The organism is Streptomyces sp. NPDC046900, assembly GCF_040644975.1.
GTDB lineage: Bacteria > Actinomycetota > Actinomycetes > Streptomycetales > Streptomycetaceae > Streptomyces.
Genome location: NZ_JBEYXD010000011.1, coordinates 13,331 through 33,550 on the forward strand (window position 1 = coordinate 13,331; position 20,220 = coordinate 33,550).

The following is a 20,220-nucleotide window of genomic DNA, read 5'->3' on the forward strand; positions in this document are numbered from 1 at the left end:
CCATGCATACGTCACTCCATGCTCCTCAATCGGCGGCGTGTTCGGTTCCGTCCTGGAAGTACACAGCAGTGCCCACCTGGGGCGCGATACCGCGGGGGCATTTCTCGTAGTCCCACGCAGTGCGGTAGGACTCGGCTCGTCGACGTCTGGAGGTGCCAGCGGCGTGTAGGCGGCGACGATGACGGTGGTGTGCCGGCCCGGGGTGCGGTCGGCGAGCCGGTGTCGGTCGGCCATGGTGATGCGGGCGGCTCTGCGGCCGGGGCGGGCTGCGGCTCGGACTGGGGTGGCTCGGGGGCGAGGACGTGCAGGCAGCGGTGATGCTGGGCAACGCTTCGCTCGGCTCCCCTCCGATACCTGATGATCAGGGGCTCAGTGTGGCGCTGCGCGGGCTTTCCGTGGAGGAGTGTGGCGGCGTTGTGATGTGCGCAAGTGACGCCTTTTACATGGACGTTGATCTCGCGCCGATCCGCCGTCACCTGTGACACTCCACTCGCACGGAGCGCTGGAGAGAGTGACCCCGGGTGGGGTTCAGGCGCCCGCCTTCTTGGGGGAGGCTCACGGGCGCCGTCGTGCAGGGGCAGGCTCGTATCCCCCGTGACGGGTGTGCCCCTGCACGAAAGGGCCGGCCTGGGCGCCCAACACGTGGCAGGGCGCCCAGGCCTTCATCGTTGACGGAGTGTGCGGGCTCGCCGCCTGGTCGCCCGAACACCCCGCAGCGGCTCGGGGTCAAATTGGCACCTTCGAATGCCACACCGACACGTCCGAACGCAGGCGTCAGTTTGATCCAAATGGGTGGGGGTTACTCGGTGATGGTCGCCGGTGGCAGTCGCTACCGCGGATCTCGTGCGGAAGCGGCCGCCGGGCTGGAGCGATAGCCAGGGATAGGCAAAGGAGCTGGTCAGGGTGAGTGTGGCGGCAGCGCAAGGCGGGGGTGGGGGAGGCTCCAGTGGCCTGTACGACGTACTAGAGCTAGTTCTGGACCGAGGGTTGGTGATCGACGCGTTCGTGCGCGTCTCCCTGGTCGGAATCGAGATCCTGAAGATCGATGTGCGGGTCGTGGTGGCGAGCGTGGACACCTATCTGCGGTTCGCCGAGGCTTGCAACCGCCTGGACCTGGAGGCGGGGCCGCACAAGCCAGCCGGTCTACCGGAGTTGGTCGGCGGCCAGCCCACCGGTTCCGGCAGTCAAGCCAAGACGAAGGGGGCTCTGTCCGGCGCTGAGCAGACCATCTCGGATGCTTTCCAGCAGGGGCGTGACGACGGCCGCGAGAGGGAAACCGCACGGCCGCGCCACCGCCGGGATGAGGAACGGTGAACGCTTGGGTCTACGGCCTCATCCACAGCTCACATCGCCCGGTGCCTGAGCGCACGGCCGTCATCGGCGAGCCGCCAAGCCCAGTGGTGCGCATTCTTCGGCAGGGCGACTGAACACGCGCGGGGCCTCGCCACCGCTGTGCGACTGGCGTCACGGCCCTAAGCGGCCGACCACGGCACCGCCCGGATCATCGGCCAGCACGATGGCTGCGGTGATCCGCTTGCCTACCGGCTCGCGGTAGACGGCGAAACTGGCGGAGACCGCCATCACAATCTCCAGACCATGCTGTCCCACCCGGCCCGGGTCGCGCGCCAAGACTGTCGGCAGTGTCGTGCTGCTGTCCCACACACTGATCTGCACGGCCCCGTCTTCGATCTCCAGCGTCAGCAGGCACGGCCCGGGCGCGTATTTGCGGACATTGGTCACCAGCTCGCTGACCACGAGCTGCGCCATGCCCATCGCACGCCCCGACACGGGAAACCCGTGAACGGCCTGCGCATCGGTCAGGAAGGAGCGGGTCAGGTCCCGGGCCTCAGCGATCTCACCGCTGCCCTCGAAGGCCGCGGACACAGAAATCGACCCACCGACCAGCGACATCGAGTCGCCGTCCCCCGCTTGATCCATAGGGTCCGTCCTGATCTCCTCACAGCCATACGTCACCTGCCGCGCTTACCCGGAAAACGTCATGCAATGCAGCGGGGTCCATCAATCAGTCGTCCGTCGCAGACGAGCATCTCTTCATCGGTCAATAGCCACGGCGCCGTCGCCGCTCTCGCGGGAGCGGTCGGCGGCGCAGCGGCGTTCGACGCGGCCTCTGAGTGCGCAGCCGGGCACAGGCCAAAGGCGTCGCGGTAGAGGCGGCAGCGTTCCTCCTCCAGGGCGGCGATCTCGGGCGGCAGGAAAAACCTGCGCCTGCCTGCGCAGCCGTGCAGGCATGGCTGCGGCATACACGAGGTCGGCACGGTCTCGGCGACGACACACTCGCACTGGCGTTTGAACGTAGGTTGTGACGGCTACTCGCACCCCGGAAGCCTCGTAGCCAGGGACGGGAACACCGAGGCCAACGCACCGCTACCGGAAGTCTCAGCCGACGGGACCACACAAGACAGATGACAAGGGGTGGTCGCTATGACCGTGGCGACGACGCAGCAGGGCGGCGGGGGCGGTTCCAGCGGCCTGTATGACGTTCTGGAACTCATTCTCGACCGCGGGCTGGTGATCGACGCGTTCGTGCGGGTGTCCCTTGTCGGTATCGAGATACTCAAGATCGACATACGGGTCGTGGTCGCCAGCGTCGACACTTACCTCCGCTTCGCCGAGGCGTGCAACCGCCTCGACCTGGAGGCAGGGCCCCGCAAGCCGGCCGGGCTTCCGGAGCTCACGGGGAAACTGACGGAGTCCGGCGCCCGAGGCAAGACCAAGGGAGCCCTGTCCGGCGCCGCGGAGACCATCTCCGATGCCTTCAAGCAGGCGCGCGACGAGGGCCGGGAGCGTCAGGAGGACCGGGCCGCACGCAGGAGAGGGGAATGAGAGATGAGCACCTATGTCTACGGGATCATGCGTGCTTCACACTCCCCGCTCCGCCAGGACTTGGACGGCATCGGAGACCCGCCGCGGCCGGTACGCCGGCTGCGCCAGGGCGAGTTGGCCGCGATCGTTGGTGACGCCCCCGAGGAGCTCCGGCCCAAGCGCCGTGATCTGCTGGCGCACCAGCGTGTGCTGGGCGAAGCCGGAGCGGATGGCGTGGTGTTGCCGATGCGGTTCGGCAGCGTCTCTCCGGATGACGACACGGTGACCACGGTGCTCGCCGAGCGTGCAGACCACTTCCTCGAGCGCTTGGAGGCACTGGACGGCACGGCGGAGTACAACATCAAGGCAAACCATGACGAGGAGTCCATGCTCCGACTGATCATGGCCGATCACGAGGACATCCGGTCCCTCGCGGAAGCGAACCGCGAGGCCGGCGGCGGCACGCAGGAGCAGAAGATCTCGCTCGGGGAGATGATCGCCGCCGCCGTCCAGGAACGCGAGGCGACGGACGCAGAGTTGCTTCACCAGGCGCTGACACCGATTGCCAAGGCAGCCAGCGCCGGACCGCACAGCACCGGCTGGCTGGCCAACCTCTCCTTCCTGGTGGAGCGCCGATCAGCGGAGCACTTCCTGGCCGCGGTCGACGAATTCCGCCACAAGCACCCGCACCTCGAACTCCATGTCAACGGCCCGCTGCCGCCATACAGCTTCGTGGAGCCCTCATCCCAGCAGCCCGAAGGCGCTACCGCGGAAGCGTTCAGGAACGCGGCAGCCCAGCCGAACGAATGAGAGGCGCCCCTCGCTCGACCGCGCGCAGAGGGCCTACCTCAGGTCATGATCCAATCGCGTGAGACCGTTGCCGGTGAGGTGGCGGATCCGGCGATTGTGCGACTCCTGCGGGCCTGCGCGGCCCACACCAGCCTGGCTCACCGCCTGCGTCGAGAGCCCCTCGAACCTAGGCCGCCCTGATGCGGAATGGCCATGCAGTAGGTGCTGTCTTCCGGCTGCGGTTGGGCCGCCCACCTGGCGGGGCGGCCGGCCGGGGGTGGGGGTGGGGTCAGTAGGTGGCGGGCTCGGCAGTGGTGCGCTTACGGGCGTGACGCGGCTTGGGCTCGCTCTCGACAACAGCTGGGGGGCTGCCTTGGGGCGGCGGGTCCCCTTCGAGGCGGGCTTCTACTCGGGCGCGGGCTTGGCAGCGGGCTTGGGCCGCTCGGCCGGGTCCTACGGCTCGGCTGGGTGTGCAGCAGCGGGCCGTGTGCCGAGGAGGATGCGCGGGGGCGTTTGGTCAGGCGAACGGCTGTCTGCACGTACGAGGTGTGGAAGCCGTTGGCAGCGATGACCTGGACCAGGCATGGGTCATCGCCCGGGAGGTCGCACCGGCGCCCCGCCGGCGCTGACCTGTGCGGCTGGAAGATGGGGCACACACACTGGTGTAGCCCCTTTCACCCGGGCAACAAACGACCCCGGCCGGTAGCCATCCGACCGGGGTCTCTCTATGCGTTGTTACTCGGGGCGGATGTGCTCCGCCTGCGGGCCCTTCTGCCCCTGCGTGACATCGAACGTGACCCGCTGGCCCTCTTCCAGGGAGCGGAAGCCGGAGGCGTCGATGTTCGAGTAGTGGGCGAAGACGTCGGGGCCGCCGCCGTCCTGCTCGATGAAGCCGAAGCCCTTTTCGCCGTTGAACCACTTGACGGTACCGCTGGCCATGCCTGTCTCCCTCAAGGAAATTCGAGATCCCGCACCGTGCGGGATCCGGAGGTGATCGCCTTGGTCCGGAGAAGTGCTGAACAGCGAGAACGCCCGAGACATGTGTCACGGGCGATCGGGACTTCGGAACCACGACTACTGGTATCGACGCTACACCGGGCACAGCCACCGTCACAGGCCTTAACGGGATCGCATGAGCGAGACGCTGGGTCACGGCGGCCGCGCAGGTCAGGAGCCGAGCTGTGGCTGCCTCGCCGTCCGCTACCGGCTGACGTCGCGGCGGCTGCGGACGGCTTTTCACGCCAACCAGGTGAGGGGGCGTGAGATGACAGCACGACGGCGACGGGGACTACCGGCGAGCCGTCACAGCACGGGGCTGGGGGGCAGGCGAAGGCCGCTTGCCCCGTCGTAACGGCCGAGGCTCTGGCTGGTGTTGAGACCGTCGGGGTCGGTGACGTGGACGGCGATGGTGTGGGTGCCCCGGGTGAGGGTGCGTACGTCCAGGGAGCCGCCGCCGGTGGTTGTGGGTGCGCCGTCGACGAGCCAGGTGATGGCGGTGCCGGTGAGGGCGCCGTGCTGCGGGGAGGTGCCCTGGGCGTACAGCAGCGGGCCGTCGGTGGTGCCGAGGAGGATGCGCGGGGGTCGTTTGGTGAGGGCGAACTGCGGTGTCTGCACGTACGAGGTGTGGAAGCCGTTGGTGGCGATGACCTGGACCAGGCAGCGGTCGTCGCCCGGAAGGCCGCGCAGGTCGAGGTCGAAGGAGGTGTCTGTGAGGTTCACCCCTACCCATTGGGCGATGGTGCCGGCCGCATTGGTGAAGCGGACGTAGTAGGTGGCCGGTGAAGTGCCTGGCCCGTCGCCGACGGGCCGCCAGCGCAGGTGGAGTACGCCTTCGGTGTCGATCTCGTGCAGCGCGTCGCCGTGGGTGAGAACGAAGTGGGGCGGGTTCGGCGGGACGACAAGGGCGCCGAGTTCGGTGCCGTCGCGGCGCAGGACGATGCGGTGGGTCCGCGCCTGGTAGGGGAGACGGGCGCTGAAGAGGGCGCTGTCGAACTCGGCTGACCAGAAGACGGGGTCGGTCGGAACGGTGGCCAGGACGTGCCCGGCATGGTCCTCCAGCGAGACCGTGTAGGCCGGGGCGGCAGCCGCGTCCGTCGCTTTCAGCTGCTGGGGTGGTGGGGCGGTGAAGGTGCGCACGGCGGGGCTGAAGCGCACGCTGCCGGAGCGGGAGAGGCGTCCGCGGATGCGCACGTAGGGGCCGGGGAAGGGCCGACTGGCGGCGATGGAGTGGGTCGGCATCGCGGAGGGGGGCGAGGCGGCCTCGTCGGCGGTGTCGGCGGCCAGGGGGAAAATGGGGTGGTTCAGCTGCAGCCACAGTTTGGTCCAGTGGTAGCCGCTGATCCACCTGAACTCGGGCGGGCCGCACTCACCCATGAGGTCGAAGGTGGAGGCCGGCCAGGGAAACATGAGGTGCGGGTCGACTCCGACGTCGCCAAGTGTGCCGTCCGTGGGCACGAAGTGGTCGTCGACGGAATCGGCGGTGCCGCACGGTGCGTGGAGGAGGCCCCACAGGTGGGCCAGCTCATGGGCGAAGACGGCCACGCCCGTCAGTCCGAAGGCGACGTGATCGGGCGGGTGGGAAATGCCTTCAATGCCGTCCAAGTCCACGGTGTTGGCCACCATCGCGTACATGAAGTGGGAGTCGGGGGCCTCTTCCTGGATGTCCTCCAGGTCCTCGAGGAACTCATGGTGGCCGTCATGACTGGTCAGATCGCGGTTGCAGGTGATGACCTCCTGTCCGGGCAGGATCCAGTACCGGATGCTGGTGGCGGGGTCGTCGGCGATCGGGTAGTAGCGCAGCGGGAGGGTATTGCCGGTCCTGATGTAGTCGGCGTCCGACGGTGGTGCGATCGATCCGACCTGGACCCGCACCTCGAGGATGTCGATCACCGGGGACGGGTGGAACTCGACCGTGATCTCCATGGGGTTGCTGACCGTGCCCGCCACGGTGGCCTGTGCCATCAGTGTGACTGTCCCGGTTGCTTTGTCGGCCGGGATGAGGAAGTTGAGGGTGTGGGCGATGTTGCTGCGGTCGACCTGGGCGATCGGGCGGGCCGTGAAGGGGTCGGTGGGCCCGGTGCTGAAGGCGCCGCCGTTGACGGTCAGGGTGCCGGTCACTCCGTCGACGGTGCCGCCGCCCTCGCTGGGGTCGATTCCTGAGTCGAGGTAGGCCCGCACGAGAGTCGCTTTTCCCGCGACCAGGGGCAGGGAGTTGTCGGCGCCGAGCGTGGAGTGGAAGTGCTGGATGGCCTGGGTGACTTCCAGACCGGTGATCTCCAGGTCCGGGGTGGCGTCGAACGGCAGGACCTCGCTGGTCATGGTGATCAGGAAGCCGGCGTTGCCGTTGTCGGTCTCCGTGGGGCCCAACTGCCGGTTGCCCAGGGTGAGCGGATCGGCGGGATCGATGACCGCCACGGCGCCACCGAGCACGTTCTCGTGGGTGGCGTTGTCGGGCCAGTCATTGTCGTCGGCGGCGTAGCCCAGCACGGCGATCTGGGTAGGCCCACCCACGGTCAGGTCCACGACCGGGGTGACGGCACCGGTGCTCATCGGATAGCTGTGCACCTCGTCGACCTTGGCGCCACCGTTGTTCCAGCGCAGCAACTCCTCGTCGATGGCCTCCACACCGCCCTGCGCCGGGGCGAAGGCGCGGATGTAGACGGCCACATGCGTGTCGCCGGCCTCCTCGTCCTCCAGCAGGAGCAAATCCTTGAAGGTCAGGCGTATCTGGGCGCGTTGTGATGGCTCCACCACGCGGGCCTGCACCGTCATGTCGTAGCCGGTGTTGCCCTGGTCGGTGGTGGTCGGGCCCAGCAGGAGACGTCCCAGCGTGCTGGGATCGCGCGGGTCGATCAGCGCATCCGCGGTGCCGAGGAAGTTCTCGTGTCCGCCTGCGTCGGGCCACGGATTGGCGTCGTCCGTGTAGCCGTTGACGGTGATCGTGGCGACCGAGTCCAGCTCGAAGTCGACCACCGGTGAATTCGTCGTGTCGACCTGCAGGCTGTAACTGCGGACCTCGTCGACCTTCTGGGACTGGTTGTTCCAGCGGAACGCAGCCAGTTGATTGCCGGCCGTGTCCTTGACTGTGACGTACACCGCCATGTGGGTGTCGCCGGCCTCTTCGTCTTGGAACAGCGTCAGGGATTCGAACGTCAGACGGATCCGTGCCATGGTCGTGCCTCCGACGGTGAAGCGGCAGCGCAGGGCCATAGACCCGCCTGGGGCGGAACTGCTGCCGTGGCCTCGAAAAACGCTCCTCCCCGACCTGGAGGACCGTCAAGACGGAACGGAATTAGTAGTACGGAACTAGGGCGCGAATTTGATTGTGATCAAGGGGTGGTCCGTGTGAGGACCTTGATCCAGATCATCGAGGCATGAAGGTGGAGGCCGACGAGGTAGCTTTGGAGGGCTTGTCGTAGCGAGTGGTGATGTCTCGCCAGGCCATCTGCGGTAAGCAGGTAATTCGTGTGCCTGCTCCTACTCGCGTGTCGCGATGGTCGCGCGGACAGTGAGGGTCATGCCGAGCGAGCCAAGGCCGAAGATGTCCTCGCCGACCGGTCAAACTCCTCCCGAACGGCGGCGTCGCCCTCGGCACCGACCTCGCCACCTTCTACCGGCCCGCCGGTGGCACCCAGTGGCAGGTTCTGGGCCACAGCCTGCCCACCACGGGCGTGATGCAGCTGCGCCTCGGCCTGGACGGCAATCTCTACGCCGCCCACGGACGCGGCATCTGGTTCTTCGACGTACCGCGCCTCAAGGGCCGTAGCGGCTGGCTACGACGGACGCCCGTCATACGGCGACGGCCGGTGCGAACCCCCTTTCGGGGGCGCATCGGCCGTCTGACGTTGTAGCTCACTGCACCGGATACGCCGCAACGTTCAGCCGGAGCATGAAGGCGGGCGCGCTCTGCGGGCCCCAGGTCACCGTCACCGATCCGGTACGCGCGGCCCGCACGGTGACGCGCGTGACGCCGTTGCCGTCGGTACTGGTTGAGGTCACGAGCGCGAACATCGGATTGCTGCTGCGCGGCTGGGGCCAGGGGCCCTCGGGGCGGGGCTCCAGGACCACGGTCACGGTCGCGCCGGGGCGCATGCACAGGGTGTGGGTGGAGGCGTCCCCAGGGCCGTGGGTGACGATGGCAGAGCCTGCGATGCAGCTGGGTGACGCGGGGGCAGTGCTGGGTGCTCTTCCGGGCCCCGTCGGGGTTTCTGCCGGGGTCGACGATGGCCTTGCCGGTGGTGTCGCGGAGGGTGAGCTCGGGAGTGGCGGCGCGCTGGGGCCAGGCTCCGACGGCGTCGCGCTGAGGGGATCGGCGGATGGGCTCGGCGGTGCCGAGTCGGCCTGTGAGCCGCTGCCGCTGCCTCCGCAGGCGGTCAGGAGACACGAAACAGCAACCAGGACAGCCCCGAACCAAGGCCAGGTCGTCCCATGTCCGCGGCCGCGTCTGCCGTACTTCATCGCCACAACTGCCCCCTTACGCCTCCGCACGCCACTGTGACGTCCTGGCCGGTGGCTCGGTTCCTGGGGTTCCAGCCCGGCCAGGATCCCATGCCCCAATCAGGCGTGAGGTGCGTTCCGGGGGATGCCGGAACGCACCTCACGTGGTGGAGTCGGAGCCTCAGCGGCGGGTCGGGCAGGGGCCCGGTTACGGACCCGTGCGGTGCGGAAACGGTGGCCGCGCCGTGGGTGGTGGAGGCCAGGCTGCCGCCGGTGGCAGAGAGCGGGCCAGCCGTGTAGAGCGCCTCGTCAAAGGCCTGCCCGTTGGTCGGAGCCTTCCGACGGCGAAGACGGAGACCGGCTTGCCGCCGACGACGGAGGTGGAGATGTAGTCGCCGACTGCTCCCCTGAGTACTGCTGGCGATCTGGGACAGGGACATGGGGCCGGCGATGGTGGTCGGGCTGCTCCAGGTGCTACCGCCATTGGCAGATGAGACGTAGCCGACCTCCAACTGGCAGGTGGAAGCTGAACAGTTCGCGGTCGGGTAGAAGTAGTAGTACAGGCCGATCTTCGCTGTGCTGCGGGAGGTAGTGGGGTCGACGCCGATACCGGGGATGAAGTGGTCCACGCCGCTGGTGGTGGCGCCGATCGGCACCCGGGTTACGGCCGACCAGCTGGTGCCGTTGGTGGAGGTGGCGTACACCATGTCGTTGGCTGGGCAGCCGGAGCGGAAGCGGCAGTCCTGCCAGGCGACGTAGAGCTTGCCGGATCCGTCGATCTCGGCGGACGGCAGGCCCTCTCCGTCGCGCAGGTTGCCGGTCACACCGTGGCTGGAGACGTTGGCGACCAGTGTGCTGGAGGACCAGCTGGAGCCGCCGTTGGTCGAGTTGAAGGCGCGCACGGCGCTGCCGTTGGCGGAGTAGGGGACGACGACCGTGCCGTTGGGCTGGACCAGGGGCTGGCCGCCCAGGCCGGTGGGGGTCCCGGAGGGCGAGGCGGGCGCGGACCAGGTGGCGCCGCCGTCGGTCGAACGGCTCATCACCACGGCATTGCCCGAGGACGTGACGTCGAGGTGATGTAGTACGCGTCCGGCCACACCGAGAGCTTCGGGTAGTCCGGGAAGTTCGAGTACTGGAACGAGTATGCGGGCTGCGGTCGCTTCTCTTTCCAGGATGCTGAAGGCCTTCTCAGCCGTGGCCACTGGCCCGGCGAGCCGACCTGCATCTGCGATCTTGGCGATGCGACGACAGGTCCGACCCTGGGGCTTCTGGTGAGGCCTATGCCCTCTTCCGTCGAAGGTCGTGACCGACGCTGATGGCCGTGGCGGTCAGAAAACCCAGTGCCAGCGTCTCGGCGAGGGAGGCCGGGCGAGGAGCGGTCTCGATGGCGGCGAGGAGGTTCTGGCCCGTTGCGACGGCCAGTCCGGTCCCGATGCACAGAAGGGCCGCGGACAGCCGGCGTGCGGTCGGCAGGGCGGCGGCCTGGGCAATGCGGGCGACGAGGACGCACAGGCGGAGTGCGACGAATCCGAGCGTGAGCCAGTAGTAAATGACGACGACGATGTCGGCGAAGCCGGTGAGATGTTCGGCCATGCCACTCCATGCCGCCAGGCACAGGACCACGACCGCGGCGGTTGGGGCGGCCAGGGTGCGGACCGCAGTGGCGGTCATGCTGCGAAGTGCCCGTCCGTTCAGTGGTGGAAGCGGTGCCGCGAGGACGACGCCCAGCAAGAGCGGGATCAGCCAGAGGCTGGTCGCGGGGTGACGGATGTCGGCGGTGAAGGTTGTGGAGGGCTCGGCAGAGCGCAGCAGCAGCCCGGTGGCCGCGGTGAGCGCGAACAGGGCGACGGTCAGCACCCGGCGGGTCTGGCCGGTGAATGTCTCGGGCCAGTCTGCTGGGTGGAGCCAGAGCCGGGCGGCGCCGGTGAGAGTGTCGGGCCAGGAGCGAATTCCGCAGGCGGACACCGCGTTACTGATGTCCTCGCCCCATCGCTCGCGCACGGCCGGCGGGTAGAGCCGGGTCAGGAGTGGGGCCGCGTTCATGCCGGGGCGATCCCGAGTGCGCGCAGGCCGGAGGCGGAGATGCGGGCCATCTGCTGGAGTTCGGCTTGCAGTTGGTCGCGGCCCGCATCGGTGATCCGCATGGTGCGGTGCCGTTCCCGGGCATCGCCCTCTTCGCCCGCGGCCTGGATAAGCCCGCGCCCCTCAAGCCGGGACAGCGCGCCGTAGAGGCTGCCGGGGCCGAGCCTGCGGCCGGTCAGTTCCTCGATCGCGGCGTTGATGGCGTATCCGTGCAGCGGCCGGTCCGCGAGGACGGTGAGCACGAGCATCTGGGCGTCGTTGCTGTGCATGGGTCTCCTTGGCTTCCGTCCTCATACTACGATCCGCGATACTACTTGTCACGTAGTACGAGGCGCGTACTATGGCGGCTCATGGAAAGCATGGAGGAGAGCGGGCGAGTATCCTCGGCCGTGGTCTGGGTGCCCCTCGGTGCCGCCGCTGTGTTCGAAGCGTTGACGGTGCTGGAGACCCAGGACAAGCCGGTCAGGGCGGCGAGCCCGTGGCAGGACGACCCGTACGACGTGATGGTGTCCCTGGCTCAGTTCACGGTGCCGATGCTCGCGCTGGTCATCGCCTTACGACTGCTCGCGTGGCGGGCGCCGTGCGGTGCGGACCGGGCGCAGCAGACGGTGCGTGCGGCGGGAGCGATGCTCACGCTGACCGGGCTCACGCTGGCCTCCGAGTGGGCTGCGGTCGTCGCCAGGAGCCCTTTCCCAGTCTCGGGATGGGCATCGGTACTGATCGGCGGGCTGGTCGTCAACTCCGTGCTCACCGTGGTGGCAGCGGCATCGCTCGTACGATGGCGCCGCCGGCTCGGGTCGTCCGGCGGTTGGCGGCACGACTGGCTCGGCGATGCCGTCATCGTCTGCCGGCGCGTTCCCGTGCTGCGGCGCTGGGTCGGTCCGGACGTCACGGCCTGGGTGCGCCGCCGCGCAATGACTGTGTTCGTCGTGCTGAGCATGCTGGCAGCCGCAGTGGTAACGGGTGCGCAGGCCATCGGCGAAGGCTGGACGAATCCGCTGCTCGTCGCCTGGTTTCTCGTCGTCGCGGCCACCTCCAACCTCGCGTTCTGCGTGATCAGCAACGCGGTGGCCGGATTCATCGCGCGTCCGCCGCGCACCAGGCTTCGCCGCATCGGCGAGGCGTCGGTGGTCGCCGGCTGCGTGGCGGTCAGCGTGGCGACCGCGTTCCGCGATGCGCTGTGGCCCGTCTCCGGAACGGGATCGCTGACGTCCGTACCGGCTCTGGTCGCTCTCACGCTCGGCGCCGGTCTGGCCACGTCCATGATCACGGCGGTACTCCTGCTCGCCCGCGCGCACGGCGCCTCGTCTCGAGATCGCCACGGTGCCGCTTCGGCGTGATCGCTGCCGCCCATCCCACATCCGACGTTCCGTTGCGCACCGGCAAAACGCGGGCCCATCTGTTCGCCCCCGCCGAGCCCGCCCGCTTCGGTGGGGGGGCATCGTGGTCCAGGTCGCCACCATCATCCCGGCGTCCTGTGCCGCCGTCCTCGAGCTCTTCCGGCGGGCGCAGCCTGACCGCGTGGTGCGCCTGCGATACCCGAAGTCCGCGACGCTGCCTGCCTGCGAACCGGCGCCGTGGGTGAGGCAGTACCCACCGCCGCGTCGGCCGCAGCTGCTGCGACGCGCCTACGCGGCGGCGATGACGATGTAAAACGTCACCGCAGCGAAACGCTCCTCCAGCCACTCCTGCAGGAGAAGTTGCCCGGCCAGCCCATGCGGCGCCATACGGCGATCCGCACCCATCTGCTTCTGGTAGGGCATCTCCAGGCCCGCCACGCGCATCGCATCCGCCAGCCCATCCACCTGACACGGGAACGCCGGCGTCGCCTTCCCCACGTCATGAATCCCGGCCAGCCACACCACAAGCCGTCGCGCGTCCGCCTCATCCCCGGCAAACGGCTCGGCCACCATGCGCCGTGCCGCAGCCGGCAGCCACCGGTCCCACAACAAACCGGCTACCGCCGCGCTGTCGTCGATGTGCTGCCACAGCGGCAGCCACCCATCAGAGGCCCGGTCATGCTTCGCCCATACTCGACGCGTCGGCCCGGCCAGCCGACCCCCCAAGCCCGCCCTATCAAACCCCACCGCAACCGCCATCCCACCCCAGACAGCAACTGAACACCCTCATCGACACAGATTGCAGGAGCGTTGCTTTCTGCACTATCCCCGCGGAAGCGGGGACGAGGCGTGCGGGCAGCTCCTCCCCGCGAGATCGAGATCCATCCATGGCGCGGTCACCAATTACAACGGGGCTTCAGGGTGGGCATGAGAACTGAACACAGGCTTCGACGCGGTCGTCGGCGAGCCAGTTTGACGACACGCGCGTAGGCGGCGCTAGATGCCGACGGACAGCATCGCCCCGACCGACACCGCGACGGCCACAACAGACAGCGACGAGCGGGATCGCCGAGCGAGCGCGTCGTCTGCTCAGAGACGATGAGGAACGCGACGAGGAAAGCTGGGTGAGCGTCGACCGTCAGCCACGTGCGCAGCCCGCCTACACCCTCAACCGCGAAGGGCCCGTAAAGGATGCTCGGCCGGATCTTCGGCTGGCCGACGTAGCCGGAGTCATGCGAGCGGGGCACCTACTTCCACGGCTGCACGTGTGGTCCTGACCGGTCCCCTCCCAGGGGCATCTGAACGGCGTACTAATCTGACCGTCCCTCATTTGCCCACAACAGAGGATGGTTAATGTCCCGTACCACCCGTCTTGCCGGTGCCGCGCTGGTTGCCGGCCTGGCGCTGGCCGTCTCGGGCTGCTCCAGCAGCGGCACGGCGACCGGCGGTGCTGCTGCCTCCCCCGCCGCCTCCACTCCGGCCCCCGCAGCCTCGGCGCCGGCTTCTGCGTCACCTGTCGACCACACGCTGACCAAGGCTGCGCTGCAGCAGGCCCTGCTGACCAGTGCGGAGGTACCGGCCGGCTTCAAGGCGTCCAAGCCCGACAAGGGTGAGGACATGTTCGGCAAGGCCGACACCACAATGCCCGCCAGCTGCCAGCCCATCGCCGACATCGCGGCCAACGACGCGGTCATCAGGCCGTCCGCCGCGGTGGACCAGGACTATCCGCAGCCTGCGAAGGCATCAGCGATGATCTTCAGCCGCCTCGTCTCTTACCCGGCGGGCGACGCCGAGAAGGCCATGACCGCCCTCAAGGTGGCTGTGAAGTCCTGCCCCACCTACAAGAGCAAGAGCCCGGACGACGGGAGCCTCACCCGGGTGCGGCTCGCCGTCCAGCCGGGTCCCGCGCTGGGCGACGACGCCGTCACCCTGGACGCGACGGGCGACGTCCAGGGCCACGCCCTGACGATACGCCTGGTCGACATCCGTATCGGCTCGTCCATGGCCGTCTTTGCGAGCTTCGACTTCAAGGCCGCCAAGGTGCCTGCGGTTCCGCAGCTGCTGATGGCCAAGCAGGTCGAGAAGCTGAAGGCGGCAGCCACCGGCTGACTCGGGACCGGTCCGGTGGTGCGCGGCCGCACCACCGGTCCGGACATCCCACCGACCCTGAGAGGCATTGGCGGTCAGTGGTCGTCGGTGAGGTCGGCGCGGATGGCCTCCATATCGGCGATGTACTGCTGGGCACCGGCGACGTCGTTGCGGCGGGACAGGAGGAGGGCGTCGAGGAGGTACCGCTTGCGGGCCGGTGTGAAGTCGGCGGGGGCGATGACCGGGTTGGGGTGCAGCTCGGTGGCGGGCGGAAGGATGCGGAGCCGGCAGAAGGTTTCAGTGATGTGCCAGCAGTTGGCGTCGGTGGTGAGGGGCCATAGGCCGTGTTCCATGTCGCCGGTGAGGATGAGGGCCACGGGCAGGTCGGCGATGGCGACGGCTGCCTGCTCGGGGTCGAGGTGCAGGGCGAGGGAGTAGTAGAAGAACTCGCCGGTGGGAGCGGTGCGGTTGCCGTAGGCGGTGGTGTGCTCGCCGCTGTAGGCGACGTACCGGCCTGCGTTGTGCTCCAGGGCGGTGACGGGGCCCAGTTTGTCGCGGGTCACGGGTTTTCTTCCTTCCGGATGGGGGCGGCCCGGCCGGTTGGCCGGGCCGTGTGGGTGGTCGGGTGTTGGTCAGGCGATGAGCGAGCCCATGGCGTCGATGAGGGCTTTGTTTTTGGTGGCCACGGTGTTGTCGTCGGCGCTGTCCCAGTGGCCGCTCATGACCTGGTCGCCGCCGTGCTGGTAGAGGGCCCAGGACCACATCTCGCCGGGGAAGTCGGTGAGTTCCATGCGGGCGGACTCGGTGAGGGTGATGGAGGAGGCCCAGCAGTTGCCGCCGGTGTTGATGGTTTGGGCGCGGACGCCGAGGGCGACGAGCAGGGCCGTCATCGCTTCGGCCGACTGGTGCTCGCTACGTGAGGGGTCGGGCTTGGCACCGGTGTCGGGCGCGATGGCGGGCGATTGCGGGCCAGCCTGGCGCTGTTCCCGCAGTCGGCCCTGGGCCACGATCAGGTGGCTGCGGACCTGGGCGATGGTGGTACACGGGCTCCACGTGCAGGAGCAGGCCAGTTCCCCAGTGCTGGGCCCGCTCCTGTATGTGCGCAGGGCGGCCCGGGCGCCTACACCGATAGCTGAAGCGGACCACCGCCCACGAGTACGAGCGCGACATGGAGCTGTACCTGGTGCCGCACCTGGGCGCGCTGAAGATGCGCGACCTGCGCGCCCGCCACGCCCAGGGTATGTTCGACTGGATCATCTCCGACAACGAGCGCCGTCTGGAGCACCGGGCCACCGTCGAGCAGCTGCAGCAGGCCGCCGACAAGGCGTCCGCCGCCTGGCGCGAGGCACCCACCGGCACACCCGAGGAGAAGAAGGAACGGGCGCGCCGGCGGGCGGCGTGGACGCAGGCCCGCGACCAGTACCTCGCCGAGCGCAAGCAGCTGCAGCGGGCCACCGGCCCGGCCACCATGGTCAGCATCAAAGCCACCCTGTCCTCGGCGCTCAGCGACGCGGTGAAAGAGGAGCTGATCGCCAAGAACTACGCCGCGCTGGTGACCCTGCCCAAGGTGACCAAGCCGCGCGCCTTCGCCTGGACCCCGCCGCGCGTGGCCCGCTGGAAACGCACCGGGGAGAAGCCGTCCCCGGTGATGGTGTGGACGCTGCAGCAGACGGCCGAGTTCCTCGACTTCATCGTCGACGACCGCCACTTCCCCGCCTGGCACCTGGTCCTCTTCCACGGCCTGCGCCGCGGCGAGCTGGCCGCCCTCGCCTGGGACGAGGTGGACCTGGCCGAGGAGATCATCCACATCAGTGAGCAGCTGGTGTCGATCTCCTACGAGGTCCACGAGGACGACCCGAAGGCCGACAGCGTCCGCGACATCAAGCTGAACCGGGACTCGGTGATGCTGCTGAAGGCGTGGCGCAAGAAGCAGGCCGCCGAACGCGAGGAGTGGGCGTCGGCCGTGGTGCCCGCAGAGTCCGCAACCGGCTCTTCACCAGGGAGGACGGTACGACGTACCACCCGCAGTCCTTCACCGACCGCTGGGACCGGCTGGTGGAACTGTCCGGGCTGCCGCCGATCCGGCTCCACGACGGCCGCCACGAGGCGGCAAGCCTGGCACTGGCCGCAGGCGTCGCCCCGAAGGCCGTACAGGCGATGCTCGGGCACGCCTTGATGCGGATGACGACCGACACCTACCAGACCGTCCTGCCCGAGATGCACGCCGCGACCGCCTCGGCCTCCCTGGACCTCATCACCGCCTACCGGAAGGCGGAGGAGGCGGCGAAGGTGACACTCGGGGAGGCCGCGGTGGAAACAACCGACAGCTACCAGGTGCAGCCCGCGCAGCCAGGGAAGGCGGCCGTGAAGAGGGCGAAGAGACAGCGCAGGCGGGTGGCCTGACAGGCCGCGGGGCCCCACTGGGCCCCGCGCGGGCCCCATCTTGGCCCCATCGGGCCGCTTTCCGGATCTCACAGGGCAGTGGGCTGGACCGCGAGCCGATCAAGGAAACAGTAAAGGCCCAGGTCAGAGTAGGTGACCTGGGCCTTTGTGGATGAGCCGCTTTCGGGATTCGAACCCGAGACCTACGCATTACGAGTGCGTTGCTCTGGCCATCTGAGCTAAAGCGGCACGCTGCCCGCACTATGGTGCGATCAGCAACGTCGGTAAGTCTACACAGTTTCCCGGGGCGCTCCGACCAGGCCCCCGGAGGCGTCGGCTCCGGGGGCGCCAGGGCGGCTACGAGCAGCGCTTCCCCTTCGCCGGAGGCATGCCCTGGAGCAGATAGGTGTCGACCGCCCCCTCGACGCACTTGCTGCCCCGGCCGTAGGCGGTGTGGCCGTCGCCGTCGAAGGTGAGCAGCCTGCCGGAGGCGAGCTGGGCGGCGAGGGACTGCGCCCAGCGGTACGGAGTCGCCGGGTCCCGGGTCGTGCCCACCACCACGATCGGCGGCGCTCCCTTCGCTTGGATCCGGTGCGCCTGACCCGTCGCCCTGACGGGCCAGTAGGCGCAGTTCAGTGCCGACCAGGCCAGCCCCTTTCCGAACACCGGTGACGCCTTCTGGAACTCCGGGAGCGCCTTCTCCACATCCTCGGGACTCGAGAACGCCGAAGGCAGATCCAGGCAGTTCACGGCCGCGTTCGCGAACATCAGGTTGGAGTACCTGCCGTTCGCGTCCCGCTCGTAGTAGGTGTCCGACAGGACGAGCAGTCCCGCGCCGTCGTTGCTCTTCATCGCCGAGGTCAGCGCCTCCCGCAGCTGCGGCCAGGTCGCCTGGTCGTACATCGCGGCGATCACCCCGCTGGTGGCCAGGGCCTCGCCGAGCTTGCGTCCGTCCGCGTCGCCGGCCGGGATGGGGGACGCGTCCAGCTTCGTGAAGAAGGCCTCGAGGTTCTCGCCGACCTTCGCCGGTGTCGTGCCCGGGCCGCCCAGCGGGCAGTCCGCGTGCTTGACGCAGTCCTTCGCGAAGGACCGGAACGCCGTGTCGAAGCCCGCGGTCTGGTCCTCGTTCAGTTGGCGGGCGGACAGGGAGGGGTCCATCGCCCCGTCCAGCACCATCCGGCCCACGCGCTCCGGGTACAGCCCCGCGTACGTCGCCCCGAGGAACGTCCCGTACGAGGCCCCCACGAAGTTCAGCCTCCGGTCGCCCAGCACCGCGCGCAGGACGTCCATGTCCCGGGCGGCCTCCACCGTGGAGACATGGCGGAGCAGGTCCCCCGACCGCTGCCCGCAGCCCTCGGCGAACTGCCGGTACGCGTCGACCAGCTGGTTCGTCTCCCGCTGGTCGTCGGGAGTCATGTCGGTCTGTGTGAACGCGTCCATCGCGCGGCCGCCCAGGCATTCGACCGGATCGCTGCGCCCCACGCCGCGCGGGTCGACGGCGACCATGTCGTAGCGGGCGCGGACCTCCGCCGGGTAGCTGACGGCCGCGTACTGCTGTAGATAGCCGATGGCCGACCCGCCCGGGCCACCCGGGTTCACCAGCAGCGAGCCGAGGGACTGGCCCAGACTGCCCGTGGCCCTCTTGCGGGAGACGGCCAGACTGACGTCGCCGGAGAGCGGCTTGTCGTAGTCGAGCGGCACCTTCATCGTGGCGCACTCGAAGCCGGAGGCTCCACAGGAGCGCCAGTTCAGCCTCTGCGCGTAGTAGGGAGACAGCGCCGACGGTGTGGACCGGGGCAGCGCGGGCAGCGCCACATCCACCGTCGCGGATGTCAAACTCCCAGCTGAGCAGGCCGACATGAACAGCGCGGCGGCGGCCAGCAGCGTGCCGCCCGCCCGCCTCACCTGATGCGGGCGGGCGGAAGGGAGAGAGCGGGTCCGGCGGGGACGGCGAGATGGTCCAGGAATGCGCCTGATGTGCATCTGGTGAGCGTAACCCTGCGCAATGGATTGATCACGACAGGTGGCCAAGGCACTTCGTACGAGTGACGAAGTCAATCCCCCGCAGGCGGTATCAGCCTGCCCGCAGGGCCATGGTCATCGCTTCGACCGCCAGCAGGGGGGCCACATTGCGGTCCAGGGCGTCCCGGCACGCGGCGATCGCCTCGATACGGCGGAGCGTGGACTCGGGCGTGCCGCCGCGGGCCAGGCGCTCCAGCACCTCCGTGTCCGCGGTGGCCAGGGCGAGGCGGGAGCCGAGCTGCAGGGCGAGGACGTCACGGTAGAAACCCGTGAGGTCGGAGAGCGCCTGGTCCAGGCTGTCCCGCTGGGTACGCGTCCTCCTGCGCTTCTGCCGCTCCTCCAGCTCCTTCATCACGCCCGCGGTGCCGCGCGGCATCCGGCCGCCCTGCACCGCGCCGAGCGCCACCTTCAGCTCCTCGGTCTCCTTGGCGTCGACCTCCTCCGCGAGCTGTTTGGAGTCCTCCGTGGCCGCGTCGACCAGCTCCTGGGCCGCCCTGAGGCAGTCACCGATGTCGTCCGTCCTGAACGGAAGCTTCAGTACGGCGGCGCGGCGGGCACGGGCGCCCTCGTCCGTGGCCAGCCTGCGGGCGCGCTCGACGTGCCCCTGCGTGGCGCGGGCGGCGGCGAGGGCGATGTCCGGCTCGATGCCGTCGCGCCGGACGAGCATGTCCGCCACCGCGTCAGCCGAGGGCGTGCGCAGGCTCAGGTGGCGGCAGCGGGAGCGGATCGTCGGCAGGACGTCTTCCAGGGACGGGGCGCACAGCAGCCAGACCGTACGGGGAGCGGGCTCCTCCACGGCCTTCAGGACCGCGTTGGCCGATCTCTCGTTCAGCCGCTCGGCGTCCTCGACGAGGATCACCTGCCAGCGGCCGTTCGCCGGCGCGGTGAACGACTTGCGGACCGTGTCGCGCATGTCGGCGACGAGGATCTGGGTGCCCACGGCGGCGACCGTGGACACGTCCGCGTGCGTACCGACCAGAGCGGTGTGGCAGCCGTCGCAGAAGCCGCAGCCCGGGGCGCCGCCGAGCGCGCGGTCGGGGCTCACGCACTGCAACGCGGCCGCGAAGGCCCGCGCCACCTGCGTATGCCCCGCACCGGGCGGTCCCGTGAACAGCCACGCGTGCGTCATCTTGGACGCCTCGGGCGGCGGGGCTCCGTCGGCGGCAGCGGTGACCAGGGCGTCGGCGTCACGGGCAGCCGCGCCGAGCTGCTCGCTCACCTTCTCCTGTCCCACCAGGTCGTCCCACACGGTCATGGG

Annotated in this window: 19 protein-coding genes, 1 tRNA gene and 2 pseudogenes; 9 read left to right on the forward strand and 13 right to left on the reverse strand. The window is 69.1% G+C overall.

All coding sequences use genetic code 11. The features are described 5' to 3' along the window. Window positions 1-317 precede the first annotated feature (317 nt). Window positions 318-482, forward strand: a complete 165-nt coding sequence (locus tag ABZ904_RS13640) for a hypothetical protein (protein WP_361823139.1) — start codon at window positions 318-320, stop codon at window positions 480-482. Window positions 483-903: 421 nt separating this feature from the next. After that, window positions 904-1,314, forward strand: coding sequence for a gas vesicle structural protein GvpA (locus ABZ904_RS13645; protein WP_359410331.1), 411 nt, complete (start codon window positions 904-906; stop codon window positions 1,312-1,314). Between the two features lie 150 nt (window positions 1,315-1,464). On the opposite strand, the gene ABZ904_RS13650 is transcribed toward ABZ904_RS13645, so the two are convergent. Continuing rightward, window positions 1,465-1,938 (reverse strand): ATP-binding protein, encoded by a 474-nt coding sequence (locus ABZ904_RS13650; protein WP_361823142.1) that lies wholly within the window; start codon window positions 1,936-1,938, stop codon window positions 1,465-1,467. A 504-nt stretch (window positions 1,939-2,442) separates the two neighbouring features. Here ABZ904_RS13650 and ABZ904_RS13655 point away from each other — a divergent pair. Both ABZ904_RS13655 and ABZ904_RS13660 read left to right on the forward strand, forming a co-directional pair. After that, complete coding sequence (locus tag ABZ904_RS13655; RefSeq protein WP_360996010.1) at window positions 2,443-2,844, forward strand: gas vesicle structural protein GvpA; 402 nt, start codon at window positions 2,443-2,445, stop codon at window positions 2,842-2,844. Window positions 2,845-2,847: 3 nt separating this feature from the next. Beyond that, the gene (locus tag ABZ904_RS13660) at window positions 2,848-3,633 is read left to right on the forward strand and encodes a GvpL/GvpF family gas vesicle protein (protein WP_360996013.1); all 786 of its coding nucleotides are present in this window, start codon (window positions 2,848-2,850) and stop codon (window positions 3,631-3,633) included. Window positions 3,634-4,347: 714 nt separating this feature from the next. On the opposite strand, the gene ABZ904_RS13665 is transcribed toward ABZ904_RS13660, so the two are convergent. Both ABZ904_RS13665 and ABZ904_RS13670 read right to left on the reverse strand, forming a co-directional pair. Continuing rightward, on the reverse strand, window positions 4,348-4,551 hold the full coding sequence (locus tag ABZ904_RS13665; RefSeq protein WP_055489114.1) for a cold-shock protein: 204 nt from the start codon (window positions 4,549-4,551) through the stop codon (window positions 4,348-4,350). A gap of 363 nt (window positions 4,552-4,914) precedes the next feature. Next, window positions 4,915-7,782, reverse strand: a complete 2,868-nt coding sequence (locus tag ABZ904_RS13670; protein WP_359407753.1) for a fibronectin type III domain-containing protein — start codon at window positions 7,780-7,782, stop codon at window positions 4,915-4,917. A gap of 503 nt (window positions 7,783-8,285) precedes the next feature. Here ABZ904_RS13670 and ABZ904_RS13675 point away from each other — a divergent pair. Beyond that, window positions 8,286-8,462 (forward strand): hypothetical protein, encoded by a 177-nt coding sequence (locus ABZ904_RS13675; protein WP_359407750.1) that lies wholly within the window; start codon window positions 8,286-8,288, stop codon window positions 8,460-8,462. A gap of 1 nt (window position 8,463) precedes the next feature. Here the strand turns inward: ABZ904_RS13675 and ABZ904_RS13680 are convergent, their stop codons facing one another. From ABZ904_RS13680 to ABZ904_RS13695, 4 genes are all read right to left on the reverse strand, one after another. Beyond that, the gene (locus ABZ904_RS13680) at window positions 8,464-8,703 is read right to left on the reverse strand and encodes a hypothetical protein (RefSeq protein WP_359407747.1); all 240 of its coding nucleotides are present in this window, start codon (window positions 8,701-8,703) and stop codon (window positions 8,464-8,466) included. A 362-nt stretch (window positions 8,704-9,065) separates the two neighbouring features. Next, window positions 9,066-10,088, reverse strand: a complete 1,023-nt coding sequence (locus tag ABZ904_RS13685) for a hypothetical protein (RefSeq protein ID WP_361823148.1) — start codon at window positions 10,086-10,088, stop codon at window positions 9,066-9,068. A gap of 238 nt (window positions 10,089-10,326) precedes the next feature. After that, on the reverse strand, window positions 10,327-11,091 hold the full coding sequence (locus ABZ904_RS13690; RefSeq protein ID WP_359407741.1) for a hypothetical protein: 765 nt from the start codon (window positions 11,089-11,091) through the stop codon (window positions 10,327-10,329). Further along, a complete protein-coding gene (locus tag ABZ904_RS13695; protein WP_359407738.1) occupies window positions 11,088-11,399 on the reverse strand; it encodes a helix-turn-helix transcriptional regulator in 312 nt (103 codons plus the stop codon). Before ABZ904_RS13695 ends, ABZ904_RS13690 begins: the two co-directional genes overlap by 4 nt. 81 nt (window positions 11,400-11,480) lie before the next feature. Here ABZ904_RS13695 and ABZ904_RS13700 point away from each other — a divergent pair, with 81 nt between their 5' ends. Beyond that, on the forward strand, window positions 11,481-12,470 hold the full coding sequence (locus ABZ904_RS13700; RefSeq protein ID WP_360996026.1) for a hypothetical protein: 990 nt from the start codon (window positions 11,481-11,483) through the stop codon (window positions 12,468-12,470). 291 nt (window positions 12,471-12,761) lie between these two features. On the opposite strand, the pseudogene ABZ904_RS13705 reads toward ABZ904_RS13700, so the two are convergent. Continuing rightward, window positions 12,762-13,229 (reverse strand): annotated as a pseudogene (locus ABZ904_RS13705) (CRISPR-associated endonuclease Cas3''); the annotation flags it as partial. Window positions 13,230-13,823: 594 nt separating this feature from the next. Here ABZ904_RS13705 and ABZ904_RS13710 point away from each other — a divergent pair. Further along, entirely contained in the window at window positions 13,824-14,579 is a 756-nt protein-coding gene (locus tag ABZ904_RS13710; protein WP_360996029.1) for a hypothetical protein, read from the forward strand. A 74-nt stretch (window positions 14,580-14,653) separates the two neighbouring features. Here ABZ904_RS13710 and ABZ904_RS13715 read toward each other — a convergent pair whose 3' ends face one another. Both ABZ904_RS13715 and ABZ904_RS13720 read right to left on the reverse strand, forming a co-directional pair. Then, window positions 14,654-15,121, reverse strand: coding sequence for a hypothetical protein (locus ABZ904_RS13715; protein WP_360996032.1), 468 nt, complete (start codon window positions 15,119-15,121; stop codon window positions 14,654-14,656). 69 nt (window positions 15,122-15,190) lie between these two features. Beyond that, window positions 15,191-15,565: a hypothetical protein gene (locus tag ABZ904_RS13720; RefSeq protein WP_361823154.1), complete on the reverse strand. Its 375-nt coding sequence runs from the start codon at window positions 15,563-15,565 to the stop codon at window positions 15,191-15,193. 943 nt (window positions 15,566-16,508) lie between these two features. Here ABZ904_RS13720 and ABZ904_RS13725 point away from each other — a divergent pair. Both ABZ904_RS13725 and ABZ904_RS13730 read left to right on the forward strand, forming a co-directional pair. Further along, window positions 16,509-16,706, forward strand: a pseudogene (locus tag ABZ904_RS13725) (hypothetical protein); the annotation flags it as partial. 33 nt (window positions 16,707-16,739) lie between these two features. Then, window positions 16,740-16,961, forward strand: coding sequence for a hypothetical protein (locus ABZ904_RS13730; RefSeq protein ID WP_360996245.1), 222 nt, complete (start codon window positions 16,740-16,742; stop codon window positions 16,959-16,961). Between the two features lie 154 nt (window positions 16,962-17,115). Here ABZ904_RS13730 and ABZ904_RS13735 read toward each other — a convergent pair. The 3 genes from ABZ904_RS13735 to ABZ904_RS13745 form a co-directional block, all read right to left on the reverse strand. Beyond that, window positions 17,116-17,189, reverse strand: a tRNA-Thr gene (locus ABZ904_RS13735). A gap of 108 nt (window positions 17,190-17,297) precedes the next feature. After that, window positions 17,298-18,923, reverse strand: coding sequence for an alpha/beta hydrolase (locus tag ABZ904_RS13740; protein ID WP_361823157.1), 1,626 nt, complete (start codon window positions 18,921-18,923; stop codon window positions 17,298-17,300). 91 nt (window positions 18,924-19,014) lie between these two features. After that, on the reverse strand, window positions 19,015-20,217 hold the full coding sequence (locus tag ABZ904_RS13745; protein WP_361823160.1) for a DNA polymerase III subunit delta': 1,203 nt from the start codon (window positions 20,215-20,217) through the stop codon (window positions 19,015-19,017). Between the last annotated feature and the right edge of the window lie 3 nt (window positions 20,218-20,220).

Coding starts and splice junctions, on each gene's coding strand:
- ABZ904_RS13650 (WP_361823142.1), bottom strand. CDS start 1,938: ATGGATCAAGCGGGGGACGGCGACTCGATGTCGCTGGTCGGTGGGTCG.
- ABZ904_RS13655 (WP_360996010.1), top strand. CDS start 2,443: ATGACCGTGGCGACGACGCAGCAGGGCGGCGGGGGCGGTTCCAGCGGC.
- ABZ904_RS13680 (WP_359407747.1), bottom strand. CDS start 8,703: ATGCGCCCCGGCGCGACCGTGACCGTGGTCCTGGAGCCCCGCCCCGAG.
- ABZ904_RS13640 (WP_361823139.1), top strand. CDS start 318: ATGCTGGGCAACGCTTCGCTCGGCTCCCCTCCGATACCTGATGATCAG.
- ABZ904_RS13665 (WP_055489114.1), bottom strand. CDS start 4,551: ATGGCCAGCGGTACCGTCAAGTGGTTCAACGGCGAAAAGGGCTTCGGC.
- ABZ904_RS13660 (WP_360996013.1), top strand. CDS start 2,848: ATGAGCACCTATGTCTACGGGATCATGCGTGCTTCACACTCCCCGCTC.
- ABZ904_RS13745 (WP_361823160.1), bottom strand. CDS start 20,217: ATGACCGTGTGGGACGACCTGGTGGGACAGGAGAAGGTGAGCGAGCAG.
- ABZ904_RS13675 (WP_359407750.1), top strand. CDS start 8,286: ATGCAGCTGCGCCTCGGCCTGGACGGCAATCTCTACGCCGCCCACGGA.
- ABZ904_RS13695 (WP_359407738.1), bottom strand. CDS start 11,399: ATGCACAGCAACGACGCCCAGATGCTCGTGCTCACCGTCCTCGCGGAC.
- ABZ904_RS13700 (WP_360996026.1), top strand. CDS start 11,481: ATGGAAAGCATGGAGGAGAGCGGGCGAGTATCCTCGGCCGTGGTCTGG.
- ABZ904_RS13710 (WP_360996029.1), top strand. CDS start 13,824: ATGTCCCGTACCACCCGTCTTGCCGGTGCCGCGCTGGTTGCCGGCCTG.
- ABZ904_RS13690 (WP_359407741.1), bottom strand. CDS start 11,091: ATGAACGCGGCCCCACTCCTGACCCGGCTCTACCCGCCGGCCGTGCGC.
- ABZ904_RS13670 (WP_359407753.1), bottom strand. CDS start 7,782: ATGGCACGGATCCGTCTGACGTTCGAATCCCTGACGCTGTTCCAAGAC.
- ABZ904_RS13740 (WP_361823157.1), bottom strand. CDS start 18,923: ATGCACATCAGGCGCATTCCTGGACCATCTCGCCGTCCCCGCCGGACC.
- ABZ904_RS13685 (WP_361823148.1), bottom strand. CDS start 10,088: ATGAGCCGTTCGACCGACGGCGGCGCCACCTGGTCCGCGCCCGCCTCG.
- ABZ904_RS13730 (WP_360996245.1), top strand. CDS start 16,740: ATGACGACCGACACCTACCAGACCGTCCTGCCCGAGATGCACGCCGCG.